This is a genomic window from Sinanaerobacter chloroacetimidivorans, assembly GCF_018128545.1.
GTDB lineage: Bacteria > Bacillota > Clostridia > Peptostreptococcales > Anaerovoracaceae > Sinanaerobacter > Sinanaerobacter chloroacetimidivorans.
In genome coordinates, this window is sequence record NZ_JAGSND010000002.1 from 20,019 (window position 1) to 39,714 (window position 19,696).

Consider the following 19,696-nt stretch of genomic DNA (forward strand, 5'->3'; position numbering starts at 1 on the left):
TTATTTATCCTTATTTCACTTTTTTCTCTACCAAGACCAGTCTGTCGGAGATCTTCACCAGCATATCTTCATATTTTGCCAATTTATCCTTTTCTTCCTGAATGACCTTCTCCGGAGCTTTGCTCACAAAGCCTTCATTGGAAAGCTTCCCTTTTACCCTTGCCACTTCTCCGGTGAGTCTGATTTTTTCTTTCTGGAGCCGCTCCAGTTCCGCCTTGTAATCTACCAGGTCATCCAAAGGTATATAGATTTCCGCATTTTGTATCACTGCGGACATGACTTCTTCCGGTACCTGAGACTTCTCCGTAATAAAGGTGATTTCCGTAATCCCAGCCAGACTCTTGATGAATCTTTCACCGGCTTTGATATCATCCATTTCCCTGCCGGATGACAGGATAACGGCACTCAGCTTTCTGGACGGAGCTGCCTCCGCTTCCGCTCTGATATTACGGATGCTTCGAATGGCTTCCATAGCCAGTTCCAGCCTTCTTACTTCTTCTGTGAATTCATAGGCTTCCCTGTATACCGGCCAGCTTTCCTTGATCAGGAAACCTTCCTGATTGTCAGACTCTGTATTCTTTGGCAGGAAGCCCCAGATCTCCTCAGTTATGAAAGGCATATAAGGATGCAGCAGCTTCAGCATGTCCTTCAGCGCTCTTACCAGTACCGTACGGGCAATCTGTTTATCCGCTTCATCATCTCCGTACAATCTGCCTTTTACCAATTCGATATACCAATCGCAGTATTCATTCCAGATCAGCTCATATACTTTCTGAGCAGCCAGAGAAAGTTCAAACTTATCCATATTCGCCGTCACTTCCTTGACAGCTGCGTTAACTCTGGATAGAATCCATTTATCCTCATCTTTTAATGCAAGCTGATCCAGTTCTTTCCCCTCCGCCAGAGGCTTCATATTGCCCTCTTCATCCTGAAGGTTCATGATCACAAACCGTGAAGCATTCCAAAGCTTGTTGGCAAAGTTTCTGGAGGACTCCAGCTTATCGGTTTTAAATCTCATGTCATTTCCGGGTGTAATACCGGTCATGAGCATAAAGCGTAAAGCGTCTGCTCCAAATTGATCGATTACTTCCAGAGGATCAACGCCATTGCCCAGAGATTTGCTCATTTTGCGGCCTTCCGCATCTCTTACAAGACCGTGAACATAGACGTATTTAAAAGGCACCTCGCCCATCAGTTCCAAACTGGAGAATACCATTCTGACTACCCAGAAGAAAATGATGTCATAACCGGTTACCAGAACATCCGTCGGGAAGAAATACTTCAAATCTTCTGTTTCTTCCGGCCATCCTAACGTAGAAAAAGGCCATAGTGCAGAGCTAAACCAGGTATCAAGAACGTCCTCGTCCTGTTTGATATGGGTGCTTTGACACTTCGGGCATCGCTGTGGAGCAGTGGCTGAAACCACCATTTCGCCACAATCCTGACAATAGTAGGCAGGAATTCTGTGTCCCCACCATAGCTGTCTTGAGATACACCAGTCTCTTATATTTTCCAGCCAATGCAAGTAAATCTTCTCGAAACGCTCGGGCACGTGGATGAGATCCTTGGTCTTTGCCGCCTGTATGGCAGGCTGAGCCAGATCATACATTTTTACGAACCATTGGTCGGAGAGCATCGGTTCGATAACAGTATCGCAGCGATAGCATCCGCCGATAGGAATTACTTTTTCTTCTATTTTTACAAGGTATCCGGCATCTTCCAGATCCTTCACCCATGCTTTTCTGCACTCAAAGCGGTCCATACCCTCATATTTGCCTGCCAGTTTGTTCATTGTAGCGTCTGCATTGATACAGGACAGACTTTCCAGCTGATGTCTTTCTCCCACTTCAAAATCGTTGGGATCATGAGCCGGCGTGATCTTAACGGCTCCTGTTCCTTTTTCAGGATCCGGATACTGGTCTGCAATAACGGGAATTTCTCTTCCCACCAGTGGCAGAACAACCATTTTACCTACAAGATCCTTGTATCTTTCATCATCGGGATGCACTGCGATGGCTACATCGCCGAACATGGTTTCCGGTCTTGAAGTGGCAACGGTGATTCCCTCACCGCCATCAGCACCGGGATATCTGAAATAGTAGTACTTTCCGGACTTGTCCTCATGTTCCACCTCGGCATCGGAAAGTGAGGTTCCGCAGCTTGGGCACCAGTTGATCAGCCTGTTTCCCCGATAGATAAGGCCTTTTTCATACAGTTTTATAAAGGTGTCGATTACAGCCTTGTTGCAGCCTTCATCCATGGTGAAACGCTCTCGGTCCCAATCGCAGGAATTGCCCAACTTTCTCACCTGCTGGGTGATCTTGCTGCCATAGGTGTGTTTCCATTCCCAGGCACGTTTCAGGAATTCTTCTCTTCCCAGTTCTTCCTTGGTTTTCCCCTCTTCCGCTCTGATTTTATCCGCCACCTTTACTTCCGTGGCAATGCTGGCATGATCCGTACCGGGCAGCCAAAGGGCACTGAAGCCCTGCATTCTCTTCCATCTTGTCAGAACATCCTGCAGAGTCTGATCGAGAGCATGACCCATATGAAGCTGACCCGTTATATTTGGAGGCGGCATGACGATGGTGAATGGTTTCTTGGTTTCGTCTATTTCCGCTTTAAAAGCATGGTTCTTTTCCCACATTTCATAAATTCGATCCTCAAAATCTTTCGGATTGTATGTCTTTGCTAAATTCTTCTCCATGTTATCTCCTCTTTACTATCTCATAAACTTCATTCAGTGACAGATGATTTTCTCTTGCAAGTCTTGCACAATCTTCGTATTCCGGCTGGATTCGCTCCAGCCCTGAGACCGTAACCGACTTGACTCTGATTTCACCAAGCTCTGTTTTTACCGTTTTGATTTCCCGGTTTAATGTGATCCGGCGGATTTCCCTGACTCGAATGCCAATACTTGAAGTTTCCCGAAAGATACATTGGGAAAGCTTGTTTACATCGGCACTTTTAGACAAAAGTGAAAGCATATAGGCCGGTCTGTTTTTCTTCATATAAATAGGGGTAAAAAACACATCCAATGCACCTGCATCCATAAGCAGTTTCATGGTATACCCCAGTGTTTCTCCTGTACTGTCATCAATATTGGTTTCCAGCAGGCTTACTGTATCCCAGCTGATCTCAGGATTTTCAAATCCCGCCGGGTGCGGATTCTCCTGCTGCGAATCTGCCTTTGACTTTGTCGTTCCAAGCACCACCCTCAGGGCATTTAATCTGCCTGTCTCTGTTTTACCGAAGCCATATCCGACTCCTTCAATGGCCATTTCCGGCATCTTGCCGCAGCTTTCCGAAACCGTTTTCAGGATGCCGAAGCCGGTAGGTGTTACAAGTTCCGCTTGAATATCCTCGGTAACGATGGAAATGCCGCTTCCCTGAAGCATCTGGATCACCGCCGGTACCGGTATGGGGAGCCTTCCATGTCTGCAGTTGACAAAACCCTGCCCTTCATGCACCGGAGAACAGTAAACTCTGTCCACCTGAAGCATATCAATGCAGACTGCAGCCCCTACGATATCCACGATGGAGTCAATGGCGCCTACTTCATGGAAATGCACCTCTTCTATGGTCTTGCCGTGGACCTTTGCTTCTGCTTTTGCAATTTCCGTAAAAATGGCTATGGACAAAGCCTTGGCTTTTTCACTTATGGTACTGGCCTGGATAATCCGGGTAATATCCGAAAGACTTCGTTCTCTTTCATCATGTTCATGATGCCCGGAATGAATATGTTCGTGGGTGTGGGGATGGTCGTGGTCATGGCTGTGGCCCTGCAGATGGTCATGGCTGTGATCCTGCAGCTGGTTGTGGCTGTGATCCTGCAGCTGGTCATGGCTGTGGCCCTGCAGATGCTCATGACTGTGGCCGCTGGTGAGAGTCACTTTCACATCGGTACCCGAAATGGAATATCGATTCATTTTCCGGATCTCGATCTGATAGCCATCGATCCCCAGTTTATTAATTTCCGAAATGACGGTTTCCGGAGACAGACCTAAATCGATCAAGGCGCCGATACTCATATCACCGCTAATTCCGGCAAAGCAATCAAAATATAATATTCTTTCCATCTTTAATCCTCTATCTATGAAAACCGGGTTTCCCCGTTATTCAGCATACCCTAATTTATTAATGTTGGATGCAAGATATCCGGCTCCAAAGCCGTTATCAATATTTACGACCCCTACCCCTGATGCACAGCTGTTCAGCATGGTCAGCAGTGCGGAGATTCCTCCGAAGCTGGTGCCGTATCCGACACTGGTAGGCACCGCAATCACCGGCTTGTCCACCAAGCCTCCGACTACGCTGGCTAAAGCGCCTTCCATACCTGCAACTACTATGATTACGTTTGCAGCGCGAATCAGGTCCAAGCGGGCAAAAAGCCTGTGAATTCCTGCAACGCCAACATCGTAAATCCGCTCCACCCGGTTGCCGATGGTTTCCGCCGTAACAGCGGCCTCCTCAGCAACGGGAATATCTGCAGTTCCGGCAGAAACCACAGCTATATAGTGATCTCTTACAACAAGCTCTTTTCTTTTTATGACGATGATCCTGGCTGCCTCATGGTAAACTGCATCCGGAACCATCTGCTTCACGAGTTCATACGTCTCTTGAGATGCTCTGGTAGCCATAATGTTGGTATTACTCCGCATCATCTTCTCAACGATGGCGACTACCTGTTCCGGTGTTTTTCCTTGGCAAAAAATAGCTTCCGGATAGCCGGTTCTGAGGTTCCTGTGCTGATCAATCTTCGCAAAGCCTAATTCTTCATAAGGAAGATTTTTTAATAGTTCCAGGGCCTCATCCGGCATTTTTTCGCCTTTGGCCACCATATTCAGGATATTTTTCAAATAGGATTGATCCATAATAAACTCCTAAAAGGTTTCTTCATTTGTAGATTGCTACTCAAGAAATTTTATATGAAAAATAAGGAATTGTCAAAGTTTATCTATGTTTGCGGATTCTTTGCATCAAGCTGCCTTTGAAGACTCAAAGGCACCTCCAGCCCGCATTCCTCCATAAGTTCCTCATTGCGAAAGAGTTTATAGGGGCTGCCATCTGCAAATACGGAACCTTTCTTTAAAATAACCACTCTGGCACATAGGTCCAGTACCAGATCCAGATCGTGGGTGGCGATAACCTTCGTAAGCGAAAGCTCTCCCAGCAGCCGAATCAAATTGCGCCTGCCCCTTGGATCCAGAAAGGAACTCGGCTCATCCAGCAATACAACCTCCGGCTTCACAGCCAAAGTCGCAGCCACTGCCGCACTTCTCTTTTCCCCGCCGGATAATTTATACGGCGCTCTGTCCAGAAGATGCTCAATTTGAAGGAGCTCTGCCGTCTCTTTCACGCGCCGTTCCGTTTCATCCGCACTGCAGCCATAGTTTCTTGGACCGAAAGCGATATCTTCGGAAACCCTGGACATAAACAACTGATCATCCGGATTCTGAAAGACAAATCCCACCATTCGTCTGATTTTGTCCAAATTGCTTTTATTTAAAACCAAATCATTAATTGTTATCGTTCCCTCTTTCGGCATTTGGATCCCTACCAGGAGCGAAAGCAGCGTGGATTTGCCTGCACCGTTAGCTCCTACAATAGCTACCGTGCTGCCTTTATCAATATTTAAGCAAATTTGATCTAAAGCCTGATTCCCATCTGGATATGCAAAGCCTACATCTTGTAATCGAATCAATTTAACTTCCCCCTTCCTGTTTTAACCGATTGCAGTTCCTATCAATAAACTGAAATTTACAAATCGCAGCAGTAAAAATAAGCTGCATAACAGAATCCAATAAACGGTATCCTTCCATTTCATGCTTTCGGAGACTGCGTTTGGAAAATCTCCCTGATAGCCTCTGCATTTCATTGCGAAATAGATACGGTCTGCCTTATCAAAGCTCCGCAGCAGAAGCTGTCCCAGAAAGGAGCCTGCATGATGGAGCTGGATTCCCTTTTGCTTTAAGGAACGAAGATGATAGGCCGTAACCATATGACCGGCTTCCGACATAATCAGGCGCAGATAGCGAAAGGTCAGCATCATCTGTACAATAAATATTTTGGGAACCTTTTTCTGTATTAATTCATGTGAGATTTTATCCATAGGAGTGGTAGCAATCAGGATCAATACGGACATTACCGTCAGAACGGTTTTCAGGATAATAGAAAAAAACGAAAGAAGTCCATAGGTTACAGGGACCTGAAAAAGCATAAATACAATTTGCCTGTCCAGAAACAGATTGGACAGACCTGCAAAAAATGAAAAAGGCAATGCCACCAATAATCGTGACAGCACCAGGCCATAAGGAATCTCTCCCAGGGACATGATCAGGATTGGATATAAAAAGAAAGGGATCATTCCGCTAATATCATATTTATCAAAGGAAATTACAACCACCAGATAAAAGGCGGTTGTAATCATTTTTGCCATTGGATGAAGAGAATGAACCCAGGTTTGGCCCTCGGAAAGTTCATCCAAATTCTTTATTTTATTTAAGGACTGTGTTAATTTTGACATTTAACCTTCTTCTTTGAACGAGTTATAAAATATCCGGCAAGCCCTGCTGCACCCAGTGTAATGGCTCCTCCCAGAATTCCGGATGCTGCCGTTCCGGCCAAGGCACTTGATTCATCGCTGTTCTTAAATCCGTAATCAGGAAGGAAAGCGGTTCTTCCCTGGATATCTGCTGCGGCATGATACGCAGAACCCCCTCTTTCCAGCTCAGCCGTGCCTGCTACACCTTCCATGGACCATTCCAGCCCGTCCGGATAGGCAGAAGCAAACGAAGACAGTACACCTCCTATAAAAACTGTTACCGCAATCAATACTGCCAGAACTTTTTTCCCTGTCATGGTCCCGCTTCTTTCCATGTCGGCTTCACCATCCAAAAGTACCGGATTTGCCTGATAGATAAAGCAGAGTACCGCAGCGGTTGCAATCCCTTCTACCAGACCGATAGCGAGGTGTATCGGCTGCATGAGCATCAGAAAGGAAAGGAAAGGCAGTTCAGTAACACCTGAGATCAAGGTTTCCAATACTACGGAAAATGCTCCCAGCTGCAGCCCGACGATGACTGCTGAAATAGCTCCCAGGGTAATACGCTTCGGGGTAAAGGATTTTTTAACAATTGGTTTGTATAGCAACGGATAAGCAACAAAACAAGCGAAAAATCCCATATTTATGATATTGCAGCCCAGAGCCAACAGGCCTCCGTCAGCAAAAAACAACGCCTGAATCAGCAAAACTGCGGATAAAACCAAAAAGGCGGCATAGGGTCCCAAAAGGGCTGCCAGAAGGATGCCTCCTCCGATATGCCCGCTGGATCCGGTTGCAGGAATGGTAAAATTGATCATTTGTCCCGCAAATACAAAAGCCCCCATGACTCCCATCAAGGGAACCTTTTTCTCGTCCAAATCCTCCTTTACTTTTTTTACTGAATATCCTATGGTGCCTGCGCTGACCGCCAGCATCACTCCGCCGACCGCAGGTGTAATTAACGCATCTGCCATGTGCATAATCTGACACTCCCTTCTTACGCAAAAAAATACCATGAAGCATGAAATTCATAAAATCATCACGCACCTTCATGGTACTAATCAGCAATCAAACAAATATATAAAGGTTTCTTTCATATATTTTCAAATACCGGGGGTGCCTTCTTGACACCTTTTCAACATTTTAATTATATACTCCCTATTCCGCATTGTCAATAAGGTATGGAAGATCAAGAAAGCTTTTCCTGTGCAGCGGGCAGATTCCATGATCGTCAAGCCCCTTATAATGCGCTTTTGTGCCGTATCCTTTATTTTGCTCAAAGGCGTAGTAAGGAAATTCTTTCGAGAATTCCTTCATCATGTGATCTCTGGTAACCTTTGCAATGATGGATGCTGCAGCGATTGAGACGCTTTTGCAGTCTCCTTTAATGATGCCGTTCTGAGGAAGTTTCACATCCTTTAAGGTGAGTGCATCTACCAGAAGGTATTCAGCTTTCGGCTTCAGCGCCAGGACGGCCCGCTTCATGGCAAGTTTTGTTGCCTCCAGGATATTGATCTCATCAATCACTTTATTATCGACCATTCCGACACTATAGGCGATTGCTTTTTCCTTAATTATGTAAAAGAGTTCTTCCCTTTTTTTCTCGGACAGCTTCTTGGAATCATCCACTCCGATTACGTCAAAATCCTCGGGAAGAATTACGGCGGCAGCCACAACGGGACCTGCCAAAGGTCCTCTGCCCACCTCGTCAACGCCGGCGATATAGCGAATGCCTCTGGCGAACAATTCCTTCTCAAAAGCCATCATTTCCAGAAGCTTTTGCCTCGCCAGAAGCTCTCTTTCTTCTTTCTTCACTTCGATTACTCCTTCGATTAAACCTTTTCCAAGGTAATCCTCCCGATCACTCCTGCTCTGAATTCATCCATGACGGTTCTTCCCGTTCTTTCATAGTCGATTTTCCTGCCGGCCTGGATAAACCCTCTCTTTTCTGCGATTCGTTCCATAGTTTCCAGGGGTGTTGCGCCCAGCTCCTCCAGCTTGTATCGGTCCTTCAGAAGATCCGCATAATCGTTCTGCAAAACGGTGATCAATTCCAATGCAAGGGTGGCGATATCGAGAATTTCATCCTTGATAGAACCGCAAAAAGCCAAGTCCAAGCCTGCGCTGGGGTCTTCGAACTTCGGCCATAAAATACCCGGGGTATCCAAAAGCTGCATATCATTTCCCAGATTCAGCCATTGTTTCCCTCTCGTAACGCCGGGTTTGTTTCCGGTTTTGGCACTTTTTTTCCCCGTAAGGCGATTGATCAGCGACGATTTTCCCACGTTGGGAACACCGACAATCATCATTCTCAGTGCCTTCTTAATGATTTTCCCCTCATTCTTTTCCTCCTGAATGGAATTCAGAAGCTTCATAAGCTGTGGCGTACCCGCTCCGGAAGCACTGTTCATGATCAAGGCATAATACCCTTTGGATTTGAAATGCTCCACCCATTTATCCGTTGCCTGAGGGTCTGCAAGATCACTTTTATTCAGGATGATGATTCTTCTTTTATTCTTGACTAATTCGTCTATAATGGGATTTCTGCTGGATACGGGAATACGGGCATCTATGACCTCAATAACGGTATCCACCATTTTAAGGTTTTCCTGTATCAGCTCTCTGGTTTTTTTCATATGGCCCGGATACCAGTTGATATGTTCCATCTTTCCTATCCTTTCTTGTTCCCATAAATTGAAAAAAGTGGCTGAGCCACTTCCGCTAGGGAACCCAACGGCTTCGCCTCCTACGCAAGCTACGCTTGCTTCGCTGTCCGTTTTGCCAAGCCAAGCAACGGCCTGTGGCCTCCGACTCGCTTTGCTCGCTGCTGTCCGTTTTGCCATTGCGGCTAAAGCCGCGGCAAAAAGGCAAGCTTGGGGCAAAAAGGCTATGGTTCCCTTCGGCGGCCGCCAAGCGGCCTGAGCATCCTCCTTAACGGCAGAGGGCGGGCCCCTCTGCACTCCCTCTTTTTATCGAATAGGAAACGATATTTCCCTATTCGATAAAAAAGGGGAACCGTAACGGCTCCCCACATTTTTTTATTTCATTTCTTTGCTCTTAATCTTAGCAGCTTTTCCTGTTCTTTCTCGCATGTAGTTGAGCTTCGCTCTTCTAACATCGCCTTTTCTCACTACTTCGATCTTGTCGATTCTAGGTGAATGAATCGGGAATGTCTTTTCCACACCTACTCCGGAAGCAATTCTTCTTACCGTAAAGGTTTCTCCAAGCCCGCCATTCTGTCTTTTCAGAACAAAGCCTTCAAAAATCTGAATTCTTTCTCTATTTCCTTCTTTGATCTTAATGTGTACTTTGACTGTATCTCCAACTGAGAACTGTGGGATATCTTCTCTCACATATTCCTGTGCAATGACCTTCATTAAATCCATTATATATTCCTCCTTTCCTCATAGACGTTCTTGGTATCCTAGCATGTACTTTCCTGTCCGGTACACGATATCCAGAGGACCGCCCGTAATACACCAGAAACTATTTTAACATAATCCAAAATCCAAATCAAGTCTAAATTTCTATTCGAATTACACCGGTTATGCTGATTTTCAATTCTGGTTAAGCTCTTGGATGTGTTTTATCATAAACCTCTTTAATACGATTTTTTGAGACGGAAAGATAAATTTGGGTAGCCGTTATATCTTCATGTCCCAAAAGCTCTTGAAGAGACTTTAAGTCCGCACCGTTTTGGATCATATGGACGGCAAAGGAATTCCTGAGGGTCTGAGGGGTTAATTTATTTTCAATCCCCGCTAGTCTTGCATATTCCTTCAGCAGTTTCCAAAGTCCCTGTCTGGTAAACCGTCCGCCGGAGTAATTCAGGAACAGCGCTTTTTCACCGGCTTGATCCTGATGTATTAATTTTGACCTGATTTCATAAATATATTCTTCAACCGCTGCTCTTGCGGGTCTTCCCATGGGTATGATTCTCGCTTTGCCGTGTTCCCCGGTGCAAGCCACGAAACCCATTCGAAGGTTCACGTCTTCCACATTCATTTCAATGATTTCACTGACTCTGAGACCGGTGGCATAAAGCAGTTCAAGAATTGCCCTGTCCCGCTTTCCCTTTACGGACTGATCCGGCTGCTGCAAAAGTCGGTCGACTTCTTCCAGAGATAAATACTCAATATTTTTTCTTTCTATTTTCGGCGACTTTATGTTTATGGTGGGATTTAAGGTTATGTAATTCTGTACTGTCATAAATTGATAGAATCCTCTTAATGAAGCAACTTTCCGATTTACGGTTGCGGCTGATTTTCCCTCATTTTTGAGCTTTAATAAGTAAGCTACCACTTCGGTATTGCTGATCTGGGTCAAGTCCGTAATTCCTCTTTCACCCATCGCGGCACAAAACTCAAGGATATCACGCTGATAGGCTTCCAGCGAATTTTTGGCCATCTTTTTTTCTGTTTTTAAATACTGCATAAATTCATTTAAATATCGGTCCATAGGTCACTCCATAATGTAATTTCTATCGTCTTTTCATCGCCTTTTTATAGGGTACGAATTTAGTATAGCGTAAGACTTTTAAGTTTACAATAATATTTTTTATGTTTCGATTTAACAAATAATAATTTGTGAATCCGGGGCTGCTGTATAAGAAAAACCTGTACTAAATGCTAGCTGTTGTACATACCTTAAATAGAGAGGTATGAGAGGAGGATCATAATGAAAAGACATACGTTAAATCATACATCAAACCTTGTAACAGGAAGCAGTACCAGCTTTGCAGCTGCTTTGTTTTTTTTCATGTTGGGGATATCTGCAGGTGTTTTCACAGAGCTGTTAATGAATAGTACGGAAAAGGAGAATATGATAAATTATTTAGGACAGTATCTTCTTCTGTCAAACTATAACGATGTTTCCTTCTCAAAGATTTTTTTCAGTTCAGCAGGAAACAATCTTATTCTTTTATTGATCATGGCCGTATCAGGCCTGACCGCCATCGGTTTTCCCATAGCACTTGCCGCACTGACCTATAAAGGCATGGCACTGGGATTTTCCGCTGCATTGCTCATAGATTCCATGTCCTATAAAGGCGTTGCACTGATCTTCACCTCTATGCTGCCGCAAAATCTCATCTTGATTCCCGCGATTCTCATAGCCGGAATTGCCGCATTGAATGTAGCCTTCCATACCATCTCCAACCGTAGGTTCGGGATGAAGAAGAGCCTGGTTGAAAGCTCCGGCTCCTATACCTTTATAAACATTATCCTGATCGTCGCCGTGTTAGCCGGCAGTTTTATAGAATCCTTTATTTCTCCATTATTGACTCAACTAATAGTATAGCAGCAATGGTTTTCGCATCTTCTATCTCCCCGCTCAGTACCATTTGTTTTAGTTCGGATCTGTCATATTCCAGAATGTCAATGGATTCATTATCATCAAAATCCGTCTCGCCAGGGGTAAGACCCGATGCGAGATAAAGATAGATCACTTCAGTGGAATATCCGATGGAGGAATAAAAGGATGTGAGAAAACGAATTTCCCTTGCGGAATAGCCGGTTTCTTCCTTCAATTCACGTTCTGCGGTTAATCGGTGATCCTCCCCTGCCTCAATTTTTCCTGCAGGAACCTCCAGCACTGCCTTTTCGGCAGCTTTTCTAAACTGTTTTACCATCACCATTTTTCCGTCGTCGGTAACTGCAGCCAGTGCCACGCCGCCATTGTGCTCAATAATTTCCCGGTAAGATGTCTGGTTGTCTTTTACCGTTACTTTATCCCGGCGAACATTTAAAATCCTGCCTTCATAGATACGTTCACTGGAAATGGTTTTTTCTTCAAATACCATGGTTTCACCTTCTTTGTTGCTTGTCCGCCCAATCTGACTGTTTAGTAAAGCAAATTGCCGGCAAACTATTTCGTCATCATTTTCGACTTTTCTGAAGCAGCTTCGGCTGCTTTTTTTACAATATCCTGAAAACCTCTTTCCTTCAGGACCTGTACTGCCTCTATGGTAGTACCGCCGGGAGAGCAGACATTCTCTCGCAGTGTCACAGGATCAATTCCTGTTTCCAGCACCATTCTTGCAGCGCCTAAAACTGCCTGGCCGGCAAAGACCACCGCCTGTTCTCTTTTCATACCGCCTGCCACTGCACCGTCAATCAATGCTTCAATAAACATGTAGGTATAAGCTGGACTGCTTCCACTGACACCTATTACCGTATCCATCAGACTTTCATCCAATACTTCCGCCTTGCCGATGGAGCGGAACAGCTCTGCAACACCCTGAAACTCTTCATCATCAAGATGATCGTTTTTCGAAATTGCCGTCATTCCTTCGTTTACCATAGCCGGAGTGTTTGGCATAACCCGAACCACTTTCGGATTCTGATGCTTGATAAAGCTTTCAAGATAACGGATGCTGATGCCTGCAGCGATGGAAACAAGAATCTGGTGCGGTTGATACACTTCATTGATTTCCGGCAAAATCATTTCAAAAATATTCGGCTTTACGGCAAGAACGATAATCTCACTTTTCGTCACCAAGTCAGCGATGCTTTCACAGCTTTGGATTCCAAGATCCCGGGATAGTGCATCCAGCTTGCTGTTCTCTTTATCGTAAGCATAAAGGTCGTGATTGCTGTTCTCATGTACCGAAAGGTATCCCTTCATAATAGCGGTGCCCATATTTCCTGTTCCGATAAAACCAATCTTCATTATCTTTCCCCCTGCTTTCCAAAGAATACAGTACCTTTTCCCGTACCTGCCATGGCATTTTTAATAACGTCTTTCTTTTTTCCGTTCACAAGCACCATGGGAATCCCGTATTCGTTTACTCTGCGGGCAGCCTGAATCTTTGTCACAATGCCGCCGGTTCCGAAACTGCTCTTGCCTCGAGAATCTATTTCATCGAGCAGACCGTCAATATCATATACTTCATCGATGAGTTCCGCGTCTTTGTGATCCTTCGGATTTTTATCAAAGACACCGTCGATGTCACTCAGGACAATCAGCAGATCCGCATTCCATAAGGTAGCAGTCAAAGCTCCCAGGGTGTCATTGTCTCCGATCTTGATTTCCTCAACACTGACGCTGTCATTTTCATTGATGATAGGAACCACACCTTCATCCACCAAAGTAAACAAGGTATTTCTTATATTCAGCGTTCTGATGTGATCGCCAAAATCGTCTCTGGTGAGGAGCATCTGTCCTACATGGAGATCATAGTCCCCAAAAAATTCCTTGTACGCATTCATCAATTCAACCTGTCCGATGGCGCAGAGTGCTTGCTTATAGTTGATATCCCCTCTTCTGCTCCATTTATTGATGGCAGCTACGCCGCAAATTCCTGCGCCGGAGGAAACAATAATCAGGTGCTTTCCCTGTCCGATAAGCTCTGCCACCTGCTCCACAATATTGTGAAGCGTTTCCTTATTGACATGTCCTTGATCATCTGAGAGTACATTACTTCCAATTTTAATTACAATTTTCTTACTACTGTGAATTACTTCTCCTATTGCGCTCATACTAAACCCTTAATTCTACCTCTCCGCCAATAAAGGCCTCATTTTCCCTGAGTATTGGCATGATATATTCTTCTATAAATTCCGATGTCTGTTCTGCCGATCTGCCGATATAGTCCGACGGCTCCAAAAGCCCTTTCACATCTTCCAGTGTTAATCCAAAGGTTTCATCTGCAGCGATTCTTTCCAGCAAATCGTTTTTAAGACCTTCATCTTTTACTTTTTTTCCGGCTTCCATAGAATGCACTCTGATCCGCTCATGGAGTTCCTGTCTGTCTCCGCCTTTTTTTACAGCCTCCATCAGAATATTCTCCGTTGCCATGAAAGGAATCTCATTCATGATATGCTGATGGATGACCTTGTTGTGTACGATAAGGCCAGTTGAAATATTTCTGCAGATATCCAGTATTCCGTCTACTGCCATGAAGGCCTGGGGAATCACGATTCTTCTGTTCGCCGAATCGTCCAGGGTTCTTTCAAACCATTGGGTACTGGCGGTATCTGCCGAATTATCGGTGCAGTTCATCACAAATCTTGCCAGGGACGCGGCTCTTTCACTCCTCATGGGGTTTCTCTTATAGGCCATGGCGGATGATCCGATCTGATTGGCTTCAAAAGGTTCTTCCACTTCCTTCAGATGCTGCAGCAGTCGGATATCGTTGGTCATTTTATGAACACTTTGACCGATTCCGCTTAATACAGCCAGAACCATAAAATCCAGTTTTCTGGTATAGGTTTGTCCTGATACGGCTACCGCCTTCCGGAATCCCAGTTTTTCCACCACCATTTCATCCAGCTTTTTCACCTTCTCCATATCTCCGTCAAAGAGTTCTACAAAGCTGGCCTGCGTGCCGGTAGTTCCTTTTACGCCCAAAAGAGGCAGCTGTTCGATCAGTCTTTGACATTCCAGGTAGTCGAAGTAGAAATCCTGAAGCCATAAAGAGGCTCTTTTGCCCACCGTGGTAAGCTGTGCTGCCTGAAAATGAGTGAAGCCCAGGCAAGGAAGGGATTTATATTCCAGCGCGAAATTGCTGAGTTTTGCCATGAGATGAACCAGTTTTTGCCGAATCAGCTCTAAAGCCCGCTTCATGACGATAATATCCGTATTGTCACCAACATAAGCGCTGGTAGCCCCCAGATGGATAATCGGTCTTGCTTTCGGGCATTGCAGTCCGTAGGCGTAAACATGGGACATAACATCATGCCTTGTCTCTTTTTCTCTTTTTTCAGCATCTTCGTAATTGATTTTATCTTGAAATTCTTTCAGTTCAGAAATCTGTTCTTCCGTAATAGGAAGTCCCAGTTCTTTTTCCGCTTCTGCAAGAGCGATCCACAAAGCTCTCCAGGTTGAGAACTTGACATCTGATGAAAAAATGTATGCCATTTCCTTACTGGTATATCTGGTAATCAATGGGTTTTCGTATCTGTCTCTGCTCATTTCACTTCCTCTTCCTTCTTATATATTTATAATATCTGCATTTTTAACAACCAATTATATAATATTTTTCACTCAAAATCAAGAACGGCTACCTTTGTTTCTCACAAAAATAGCCGTTGAAAAAGAGGCTGTGCAAGCAAAACACAGCCTCTCAAGTTTTTCCGTTCAGATTCAACCTATCTCGGTTCAATAATAAGTTTAATTGCAGTTCTTTCTTCTCCGTCTATTAATATGTCCGTAAATGCAGGTATACACACTAAGTCTATACCACTGGGTGCTACAAAGCCCCTAGCAATGGCGATTGCTTTAATCGCTTGATTTAGAGCCCCCGCTCCGATTGCCTGGATTTCTGCCCCCCCTTTTTCCCTCAATACGCCTGCCAAAGCTCCTGCTACAGAGTTAGGACTTGACTTCGCTGATACTTTTAATACTTCCATTGTTGTAACCTCCCTTAATACTTGTTAAATATTCCCTTTTGAATAGGTTTTGCTTTACTATATTCTTTGTGCATTATTATATTCCTCTTTTTTCCTTTTAAAAACCGTTCGACATAAAAAAATTTTTTTATTTATTTTTTTGTCGAAGACTTGCATTTCGTATCATAATTAGTTATAATGTGTTCGTGGTTATCCCCCTGATAACCTCATTAATCTCTAATCCCAATACCCCTTTTGAACAAAACAAACTGCTCCCCTGCAGTTTGTTTTGTTTTTTGCAGCTTTAAAAGGCCGATTTATGTTACAATAAATCAGAAAGGTGGTGATATATTGCATATTGAAGAAAAAAACTACCAGGATCCTTTTTATCATTCCAATATTTTTAATTTTTATTTTAAAAATTTAAAAATTGGTATTCTGGATATCGAAACTACAGGATTAAATCCGGATCGGAACAGGGTGATTCTCGGCGGCCTTGTCACAAAAGAGGACGACGGCATTCGCTCCCTTCAAATTTTTTCCGAATCCAGAGAAGAAGAAGCCACCTTATTGGAAGCGTATCTGAATGAGATTAAAAAGCTGGATGTTCTGGTCAGCTACAACGGGGACCATTTTGACCTGCCTTTCCTGAGTAAACGATTTCACTTTCATGGGCTCTGCAAAGAATTTCACAAATCTCCCCTGCATTGCTTTTCCATGCATAAAAGTTTGGATTTATACCGAACCGTAGACCGCTATTCCAATATCAGAAAAAGCCTTCCCAACCTGAAGCAGAAGACCCTCGAAACCTATCTGGGGCTGTGGTCTGACCGTTCCGATGAAATTTCCGGAGCAGACAGTGTTGAAATGTACTATGACTATTTAAAAACGAAGGATGAATCTCTGCGTGAAAAAATCCTGCTGCATAATAAAGATGATATATTACAGCTTACAAGGCTCATGAAAATATTGGACAAGCTGGATCTGCATGAAATCATGTTCCACACCGGGTTTCCGGTTTTCCTGGAAGACAAGCGGCTTCTGATAGAATCCATAAGCTTGAAAAAAGACGTCCTTTACATAATTGGCAGACATAAAAATATCCCTATGGAATATCGCTGCTACAACAGTGCCTATGCGGCGGAGCTGTCTCATCGAAATCAGCAGCTGTTTATAAAAATACCCTGTCGGGCTGCTCTGGATTGTCTTTATATCGACTTGGAGGACTTCCGGATTGATTCGGCACAACTGGAAAAGTATCCGGGCTATCAAAGCGGTTACCTCCTGGTGAAGGAAACGGACGCGTTGAACTATTTGGAGGTCAACCATTTTCTAAGGCTTTTGCTGGAAGAAATTTTAAAAGAACTTTAATCTGAATGGTCATAAACTTCCATCATTTTATGGTATAATAAAACGTAATATGAAAATCAGTCAATGAAACCAATGGCTCGCAGTACCAGACTGAATCAAGAAACTAATAGAAGAAGGATTCGAAAACTATGAATACCCGTTCCAGACTTGATGAAGTGTTTACAAAAGCATTTCCGGTACCTTTTGATGATGCCTCAAAATTTGTCTTTTTTGGAGATGTCCATAGAGGTGACGACAGCTTATCCGATGAATTCGGAAGAAATCGTCATATCTATTATCATGCCTTGAATTATTACTATCAAAACGACTTTACTTATGTGGAGGTTGGGGATGGAGATGAGCTCTGGGAACATCCGAAATACGATCATATCCGTTCCGCTCATGTTTCTGTTTTTGAAATGCTGAAGAATTTCCATAAAGCCAATCGATTTTATATGCTCTTCGGCAATCATAACATGCAGCTTCGTGATCCTAAATATGTTAAGGATCACCTTTATCATATCTATGACGAATATCTCGATTTAAAAGAGGACTTGTTTCCAAATTTAAATGTCCATGAAGCGCTGATTTTAAAGCACCGCAATTCCGGTCAGGAAATCTTTGTTGTACATGGACACCAGGGGGATCTCATAAACGATCAGCTTTGGCGTGTCTCCTATGTATTGATTCGCTACATATGGCGTTTTCTGCATGTCCTTGGAGTGAAATATGCTGCAAGCCCTGCAAGAAACCGCACGAAGCGGCATAAAATAGAAAAAAGTTATAATAAATGGAACGAACAGCGTGATATTATGATTATCTGCGGCCATACACACCGGCCCAAATTTCCGTCCTGCAGCGAGCCTGCTTATTTTAATACGGGCTGCTGCATTCATCCGAGGGGCATCACCTGTCTGGAACTAATGTACGGAAAAATCATGCTGGTTTCCTGGAACATGCACAGCAAGAAGGACGGGACCGTATATATCAAGCGGACTCTGATCAAAGGGCCTGAGCCGATTTCCACCTACCGAACCCAGGGAGTATGCGCAGCCAAAAAAACGAAGGGCATTCTCAAATTTTTTCAAATAAATCCCGGGGAACCGGTCAGTGAAGCAGAATAAAATTTTATTAAAGGAGATGGAGATAGATTCATGGATCATATCATAGAACTTACCAAACAAATCAAATCCGACAGTTTTCTGATGGCAAACCTGAGCGGCGAAGTAAGAAATCAAGCCTTGTCCAAAATAGCCCAGGCTCTGTTGTCAAATCGTGATCAAATTCTGGAGGCCAATCAATTGGATTTAGACCGGGGAATAGATGCAAAGCTCTCCTCACCTATTATGAAACGGCTAAAATTTGACGATCAGAAATTATCCGATGTAGTTGACGGAATTCAGAGTTTGCTTTCCCTGAAAGATCCTCTATGGACGAAGCTTTTGGAGCGGGAGCTGGATGATCAGCTAAAATTATATAAGGTAACCTGCCCTATCGGAGTGATTGGGGTCATCTTTGAGTCCCGTCCCGATGCCTTGGTGCAGATTGCCTCCCTCTGCTTAAAAAGCGGAAACTGCGCTATTTTAAAGGGCGGAAGCGAAGCTGCCCACACAAATAAGGTTCTATTTGAAATCATTCATAAAGCCGGAGTTGAGGCCGGTATTCCGGAGGGCTTCTTGACCTTGATTGAAAATAGAGCAGATATCAACGAGCTTTTAAAATGCCACGAATCCATCGACCTGTTAATTCCAAGAGGCTCCAATGAATTTGTGCAATACATCATGGAACATTCCAAAATCCCCGTAATGGGTCATGCTGACGGTATCTGCCATATCTTTGCAGACAAGGATGCAGATCCGGACAAAGCCATACCCATTATCGTAGACGCCAAGACCCAATATGTAGCGGCCTGCAATACCGTGGAAACCCTGCTGGTCCACCGGGACGTTGCTGAAACGCTGCTGCCTGCTGTAAAGGAAGCCCTGGAGAAAAAAGATGTGATTATCAGAGGCTGTGAGAGAACTAGAGAAATCATATCCTGTGAAACGTCCGAAGAGAAGGATTTTGAAACGGAATATCTGGATTATATCATCTCCGTTAAAGTGATAGACAGTCTGGAGGATGCTATTTTCCATATCAATAAATATGGCTCCCATCATACGGACAGTATCATTACGGAAAATTCAGAAGCCGCCGAAAAGTTTATGCTTCTTGTCGATTCCGCAGGTGTTTATCAAAATTGCTCCACCCGTTTTGCAGACGGTTTCCGTTACGGCTTTGGAGCGGAGGTCGGAATCAGTACCGGAAAGCTGCATGCAAGAGGACCAGTAGGGCTTGATGGTCTTGTTACCTATAAATACAAACTATACGGAAACGGACAGATTGTTGCCGATTATGCGGAAGGCAGAAGCAGTTTTAAATTTAAAGATTTATAAAAGAATATATTATAATAAATATAATTATGAAATAAAAAAAT

Annotated in this window: 19 protein-coding genes; 4 read left to right on the forward strand and 15 right to left on the reverse strand. The window is 44.1% G+C overall.

Annotation, left to right across the window (positions count from 1 at the left end; genetic code table 11):
* Positions 1–10 precede the first annotated feature (10 nt).
* The 10 genes from KCX82_RS03100 to xerD form a co-directional block, all read right to left on the reverse strand.
* Positions 11–2,704 (reverse strand): valine--tRNA ligase, encoded by a 2,694-nt coding sequence (locus KCX82_RS03100; RefSeq protein ID WP_227016988.1) that lies wholly within the window; start codon positions 2,702–2,704, stop codon positions 11–13.
* 1 nt (position 2,705) lies between these two features.
* Positions 2,706–4,076 carry a nickel pincer cofactor biosynthesis protein LarC gene (larC, locus tag KCX82_RS03105; RefSeq protein ID WP_227016989.1) on the reverse strand — a complete coding sequence of 457 codons (1,371 nt, stop codon included), beginning with the start codon at positions 4,074–4,076 and terminating at the stop codon, positions 2,706–2,708.
* 36 nt (positions 4,077–4,112) lie between these two features.
* Positions 4,113–4,871 carry a nickel pincer cofactor biosynthesis protein LarB gene (gene larB, locus KCX82_RS03110; RefSeq protein ID WP_227016990.1) on the reverse strand — a complete coding sequence of 253 codons (759 nt, stop codon included), beginning with the start codon at positions 4,869–4,871 and terminating at the stop codon, positions 4,113–4,115.
* Between the two features lie 83 nt (positions 4,872–4,954).
* Positions 4,955–5,701, reverse strand: coding sequence for an energy-coupling factor ABC transporter ATP-binding protein (locus tag KCX82_RS03115; RefSeq protein ID WP_227016991.1), 747 nt, complete (start codon positions 5,699–5,701; stop codon positions 4,955–4,957).
* 21 nt (positions 5,702–5,722) lie between these two features.
* Complete coding sequence (locus KCX82_RS03120; protein WP_227016992.1) at positions 5,723–6,523, reverse strand: energy-coupling factor transporter transmembrane component T family protein; 801 nt, start codon at positions 6,521–6,523, stop codon at positions 5,723–5,725.
* Positions 6,511–7,521: an energy-coupling factor ABC transporter permease gene (locus KCX82_RS03125; protein ID WP_227016993.1), complete on the reverse strand. Its 1,011-nt coding sequence runs from the start codon at positions 7,519–7,521 to the stop codon at positions 6,511–6,513. The genes KCX82_RS03120 and KCX82_RS03125 overlap by 13 nt, the downstream gene beginning before the upstream one ends.
* A 178-nt stretch (positions 7,522–7,699) precedes the next feature.
* On the reverse strand, positions 7,700–8,356 hold the full coding sequence (locus tag KCX82_RS03130) for a ribonuclease HII (protein WP_319633329.1): 657 nt from the start codon (positions 8,354–8,356) through the stop codon (positions 7,700–7,702).
* A 17-nt stretch (positions 8,357–8,373) separates the two neighbouring features.
* Positions 8,374–9,501 (reverse strand): ribosome biogenesis GTPase YlqF, encoded by a 1,128-nt coding sequence (ylqF, locus tag KCX82_RS03135; protein ID WP_319633330.1) that lies wholly within the window; start codon positions 9,499–9,501, stop codon positions 8,374–8,376.
* 78 nt (positions 9,502–9,579) lie between these two features.
* A complete protein-coding gene (gene rplS / locus KCX82_RS03140; protein ID WP_227016994.1) occupies positions 9,580–9,927 on the reverse strand; it encodes a 50S ribosomal protein L19 in 348 nt (115 codons plus the stop codon).
* A gap of 181 nt (positions 9,928–10,108) precedes the next feature.
* Positions 10,109–10,999, reverse strand: a complete 891-nt coding sequence (xerD, locus tag KCX82_RS03145) for a site-specific tyrosine recombinase XerD (protein ID WP_227016995.1) — start codon at positions 10,997–10,999, stop codon at positions 10,109–10,111.
* A 219-nt stretch (positions 11,000–11,218) separates the two neighbouring features.
* On the opposite strand from xerD, the gene spoIIM reads away from it, so the two are divergent.
* The gene (gene spoIIM / locus KCX82_RS03150; protein WP_227016996.1) at positions 11,219–11,839 is read left to right on the forward strand and encodes a stage II sporulation protein M; all 621 of its coding nucleotides are present in this window, start codon (positions 11,219–11,221) and stop codon (positions 11,837–11,839) included.
* On the opposite strand, the gene KCX82_RS03155 is transcribed toward spoIIM, so the two are convergent.
* The 5 genes from KCX82_RS03155 to KCX82_RS03175 all read right to left on the reverse strand — a co-directional run bounded on the left by KCX82_RS03155 (position 11,805) and on the right by KCX82_RS03175 (position 15,891).
* Entirely contained in the window at positions 11,805–12,341 is a 537-nt protein-coding gene (locus KCX82_RS03155; protein ID WP_227016997.1) for an NUDIX domain-containing protein, read from the reverse strand. The two genes, spoIIM and KCX82_RS03155, sit on opposite strands and share 35 nt — an antisense overlap.
* A gap of 65 nt (positions 12,342–12,406) precedes the next feature.
* Positions 12,407–13,210, reverse strand: coding sequence for a pyrroline-5-carboxylate reductase (gene proC, locus KCX82_RS03160; RefSeq protein WP_227016998.1), 804 nt, complete (start codon positions 13,208–13,210; stop codon positions 12,407–12,409).
* A complete protein-coding gene (gene proB, locus KCX82_RS03165) occupies positions 13,210–14,019 on the reverse strand; it encodes a glutamate 5-kinase (protein ID WP_227016999.1) in 810 nt (269 codons plus the stop codon). The genes proC and proB overlap by 1 nt, the downstream gene beginning before the upstream one ends.
* Before the next feature lies 1 nt (position 14,020).
* Complete coding sequence (gene purB, locus KCX82_RS03170; RefSeq protein WP_227017000.1) at positions 14,021–15,454, reverse strand: adenylosuccinate lyase; 1,434 nt, start codon at positions 15,452–15,454, stop codon at positions 14,021–14,023.
* A gap of 176 nt (positions 15,455–15,630) precedes the next feature.
* Positions 15,631–15,891 carry a stage V sporulation protein S gene (locus KCX82_RS03175; RefSeq protein ID WP_227017001.1) on the reverse strand — a complete coding sequence of 87 codons (261 nt, stop codon included), beginning with the start codon at positions 15,889–15,891 and terminating at the stop codon, positions 15,631–15,633.
* 330 nt (positions 15,892–16,221) lie between these two features.
* On the opposite strand from KCX82_RS03175, the gene KCX82_RS03180 reads away from it, so the two are divergent.
* From KCX82_RS03180 to KCX82_RS03190, 3 genes are all read left to right on the forward strand, one after another.
* Positions 16,222–17,241 carry a ribonuclease H-like domain-containing protein gene (locus KCX82_RS03180; RefSeq protein WP_227017002.1) on the forward strand — a complete coding sequence of 340 codons (1,020 nt, stop codon included), beginning with the start codon at positions 16,222–16,224 and terminating at the stop codon, positions 17,239–17,241.
* A gap of 128 nt (positions 17,242–17,369) precedes the next feature.
* A complete protein-coding gene (locus KCX82_RS03185) occupies positions 17,370–18,344 on the forward strand; it encodes a metallophosphoesterase (RefSeq protein ID WP_227017003.1) in 975 nt (324 codons plus the stop codon).
* Between the two features lie 30 nt (positions 18,345–18,374).
* The gene (locus KCX82_RS03190; protein WP_227017004.1) at positions 18,375–19,655 is read left to right on the forward strand and encodes a glutamate-5-semialdehyde dehydrogenase; all 1,281 of its coding nucleotides are present in this window, start codon (positions 18,375–18,377) and stop codon (positions 19,653–19,655) included.
* Positions 19,656–19,696: the final 41 nt, after the last annotated feature.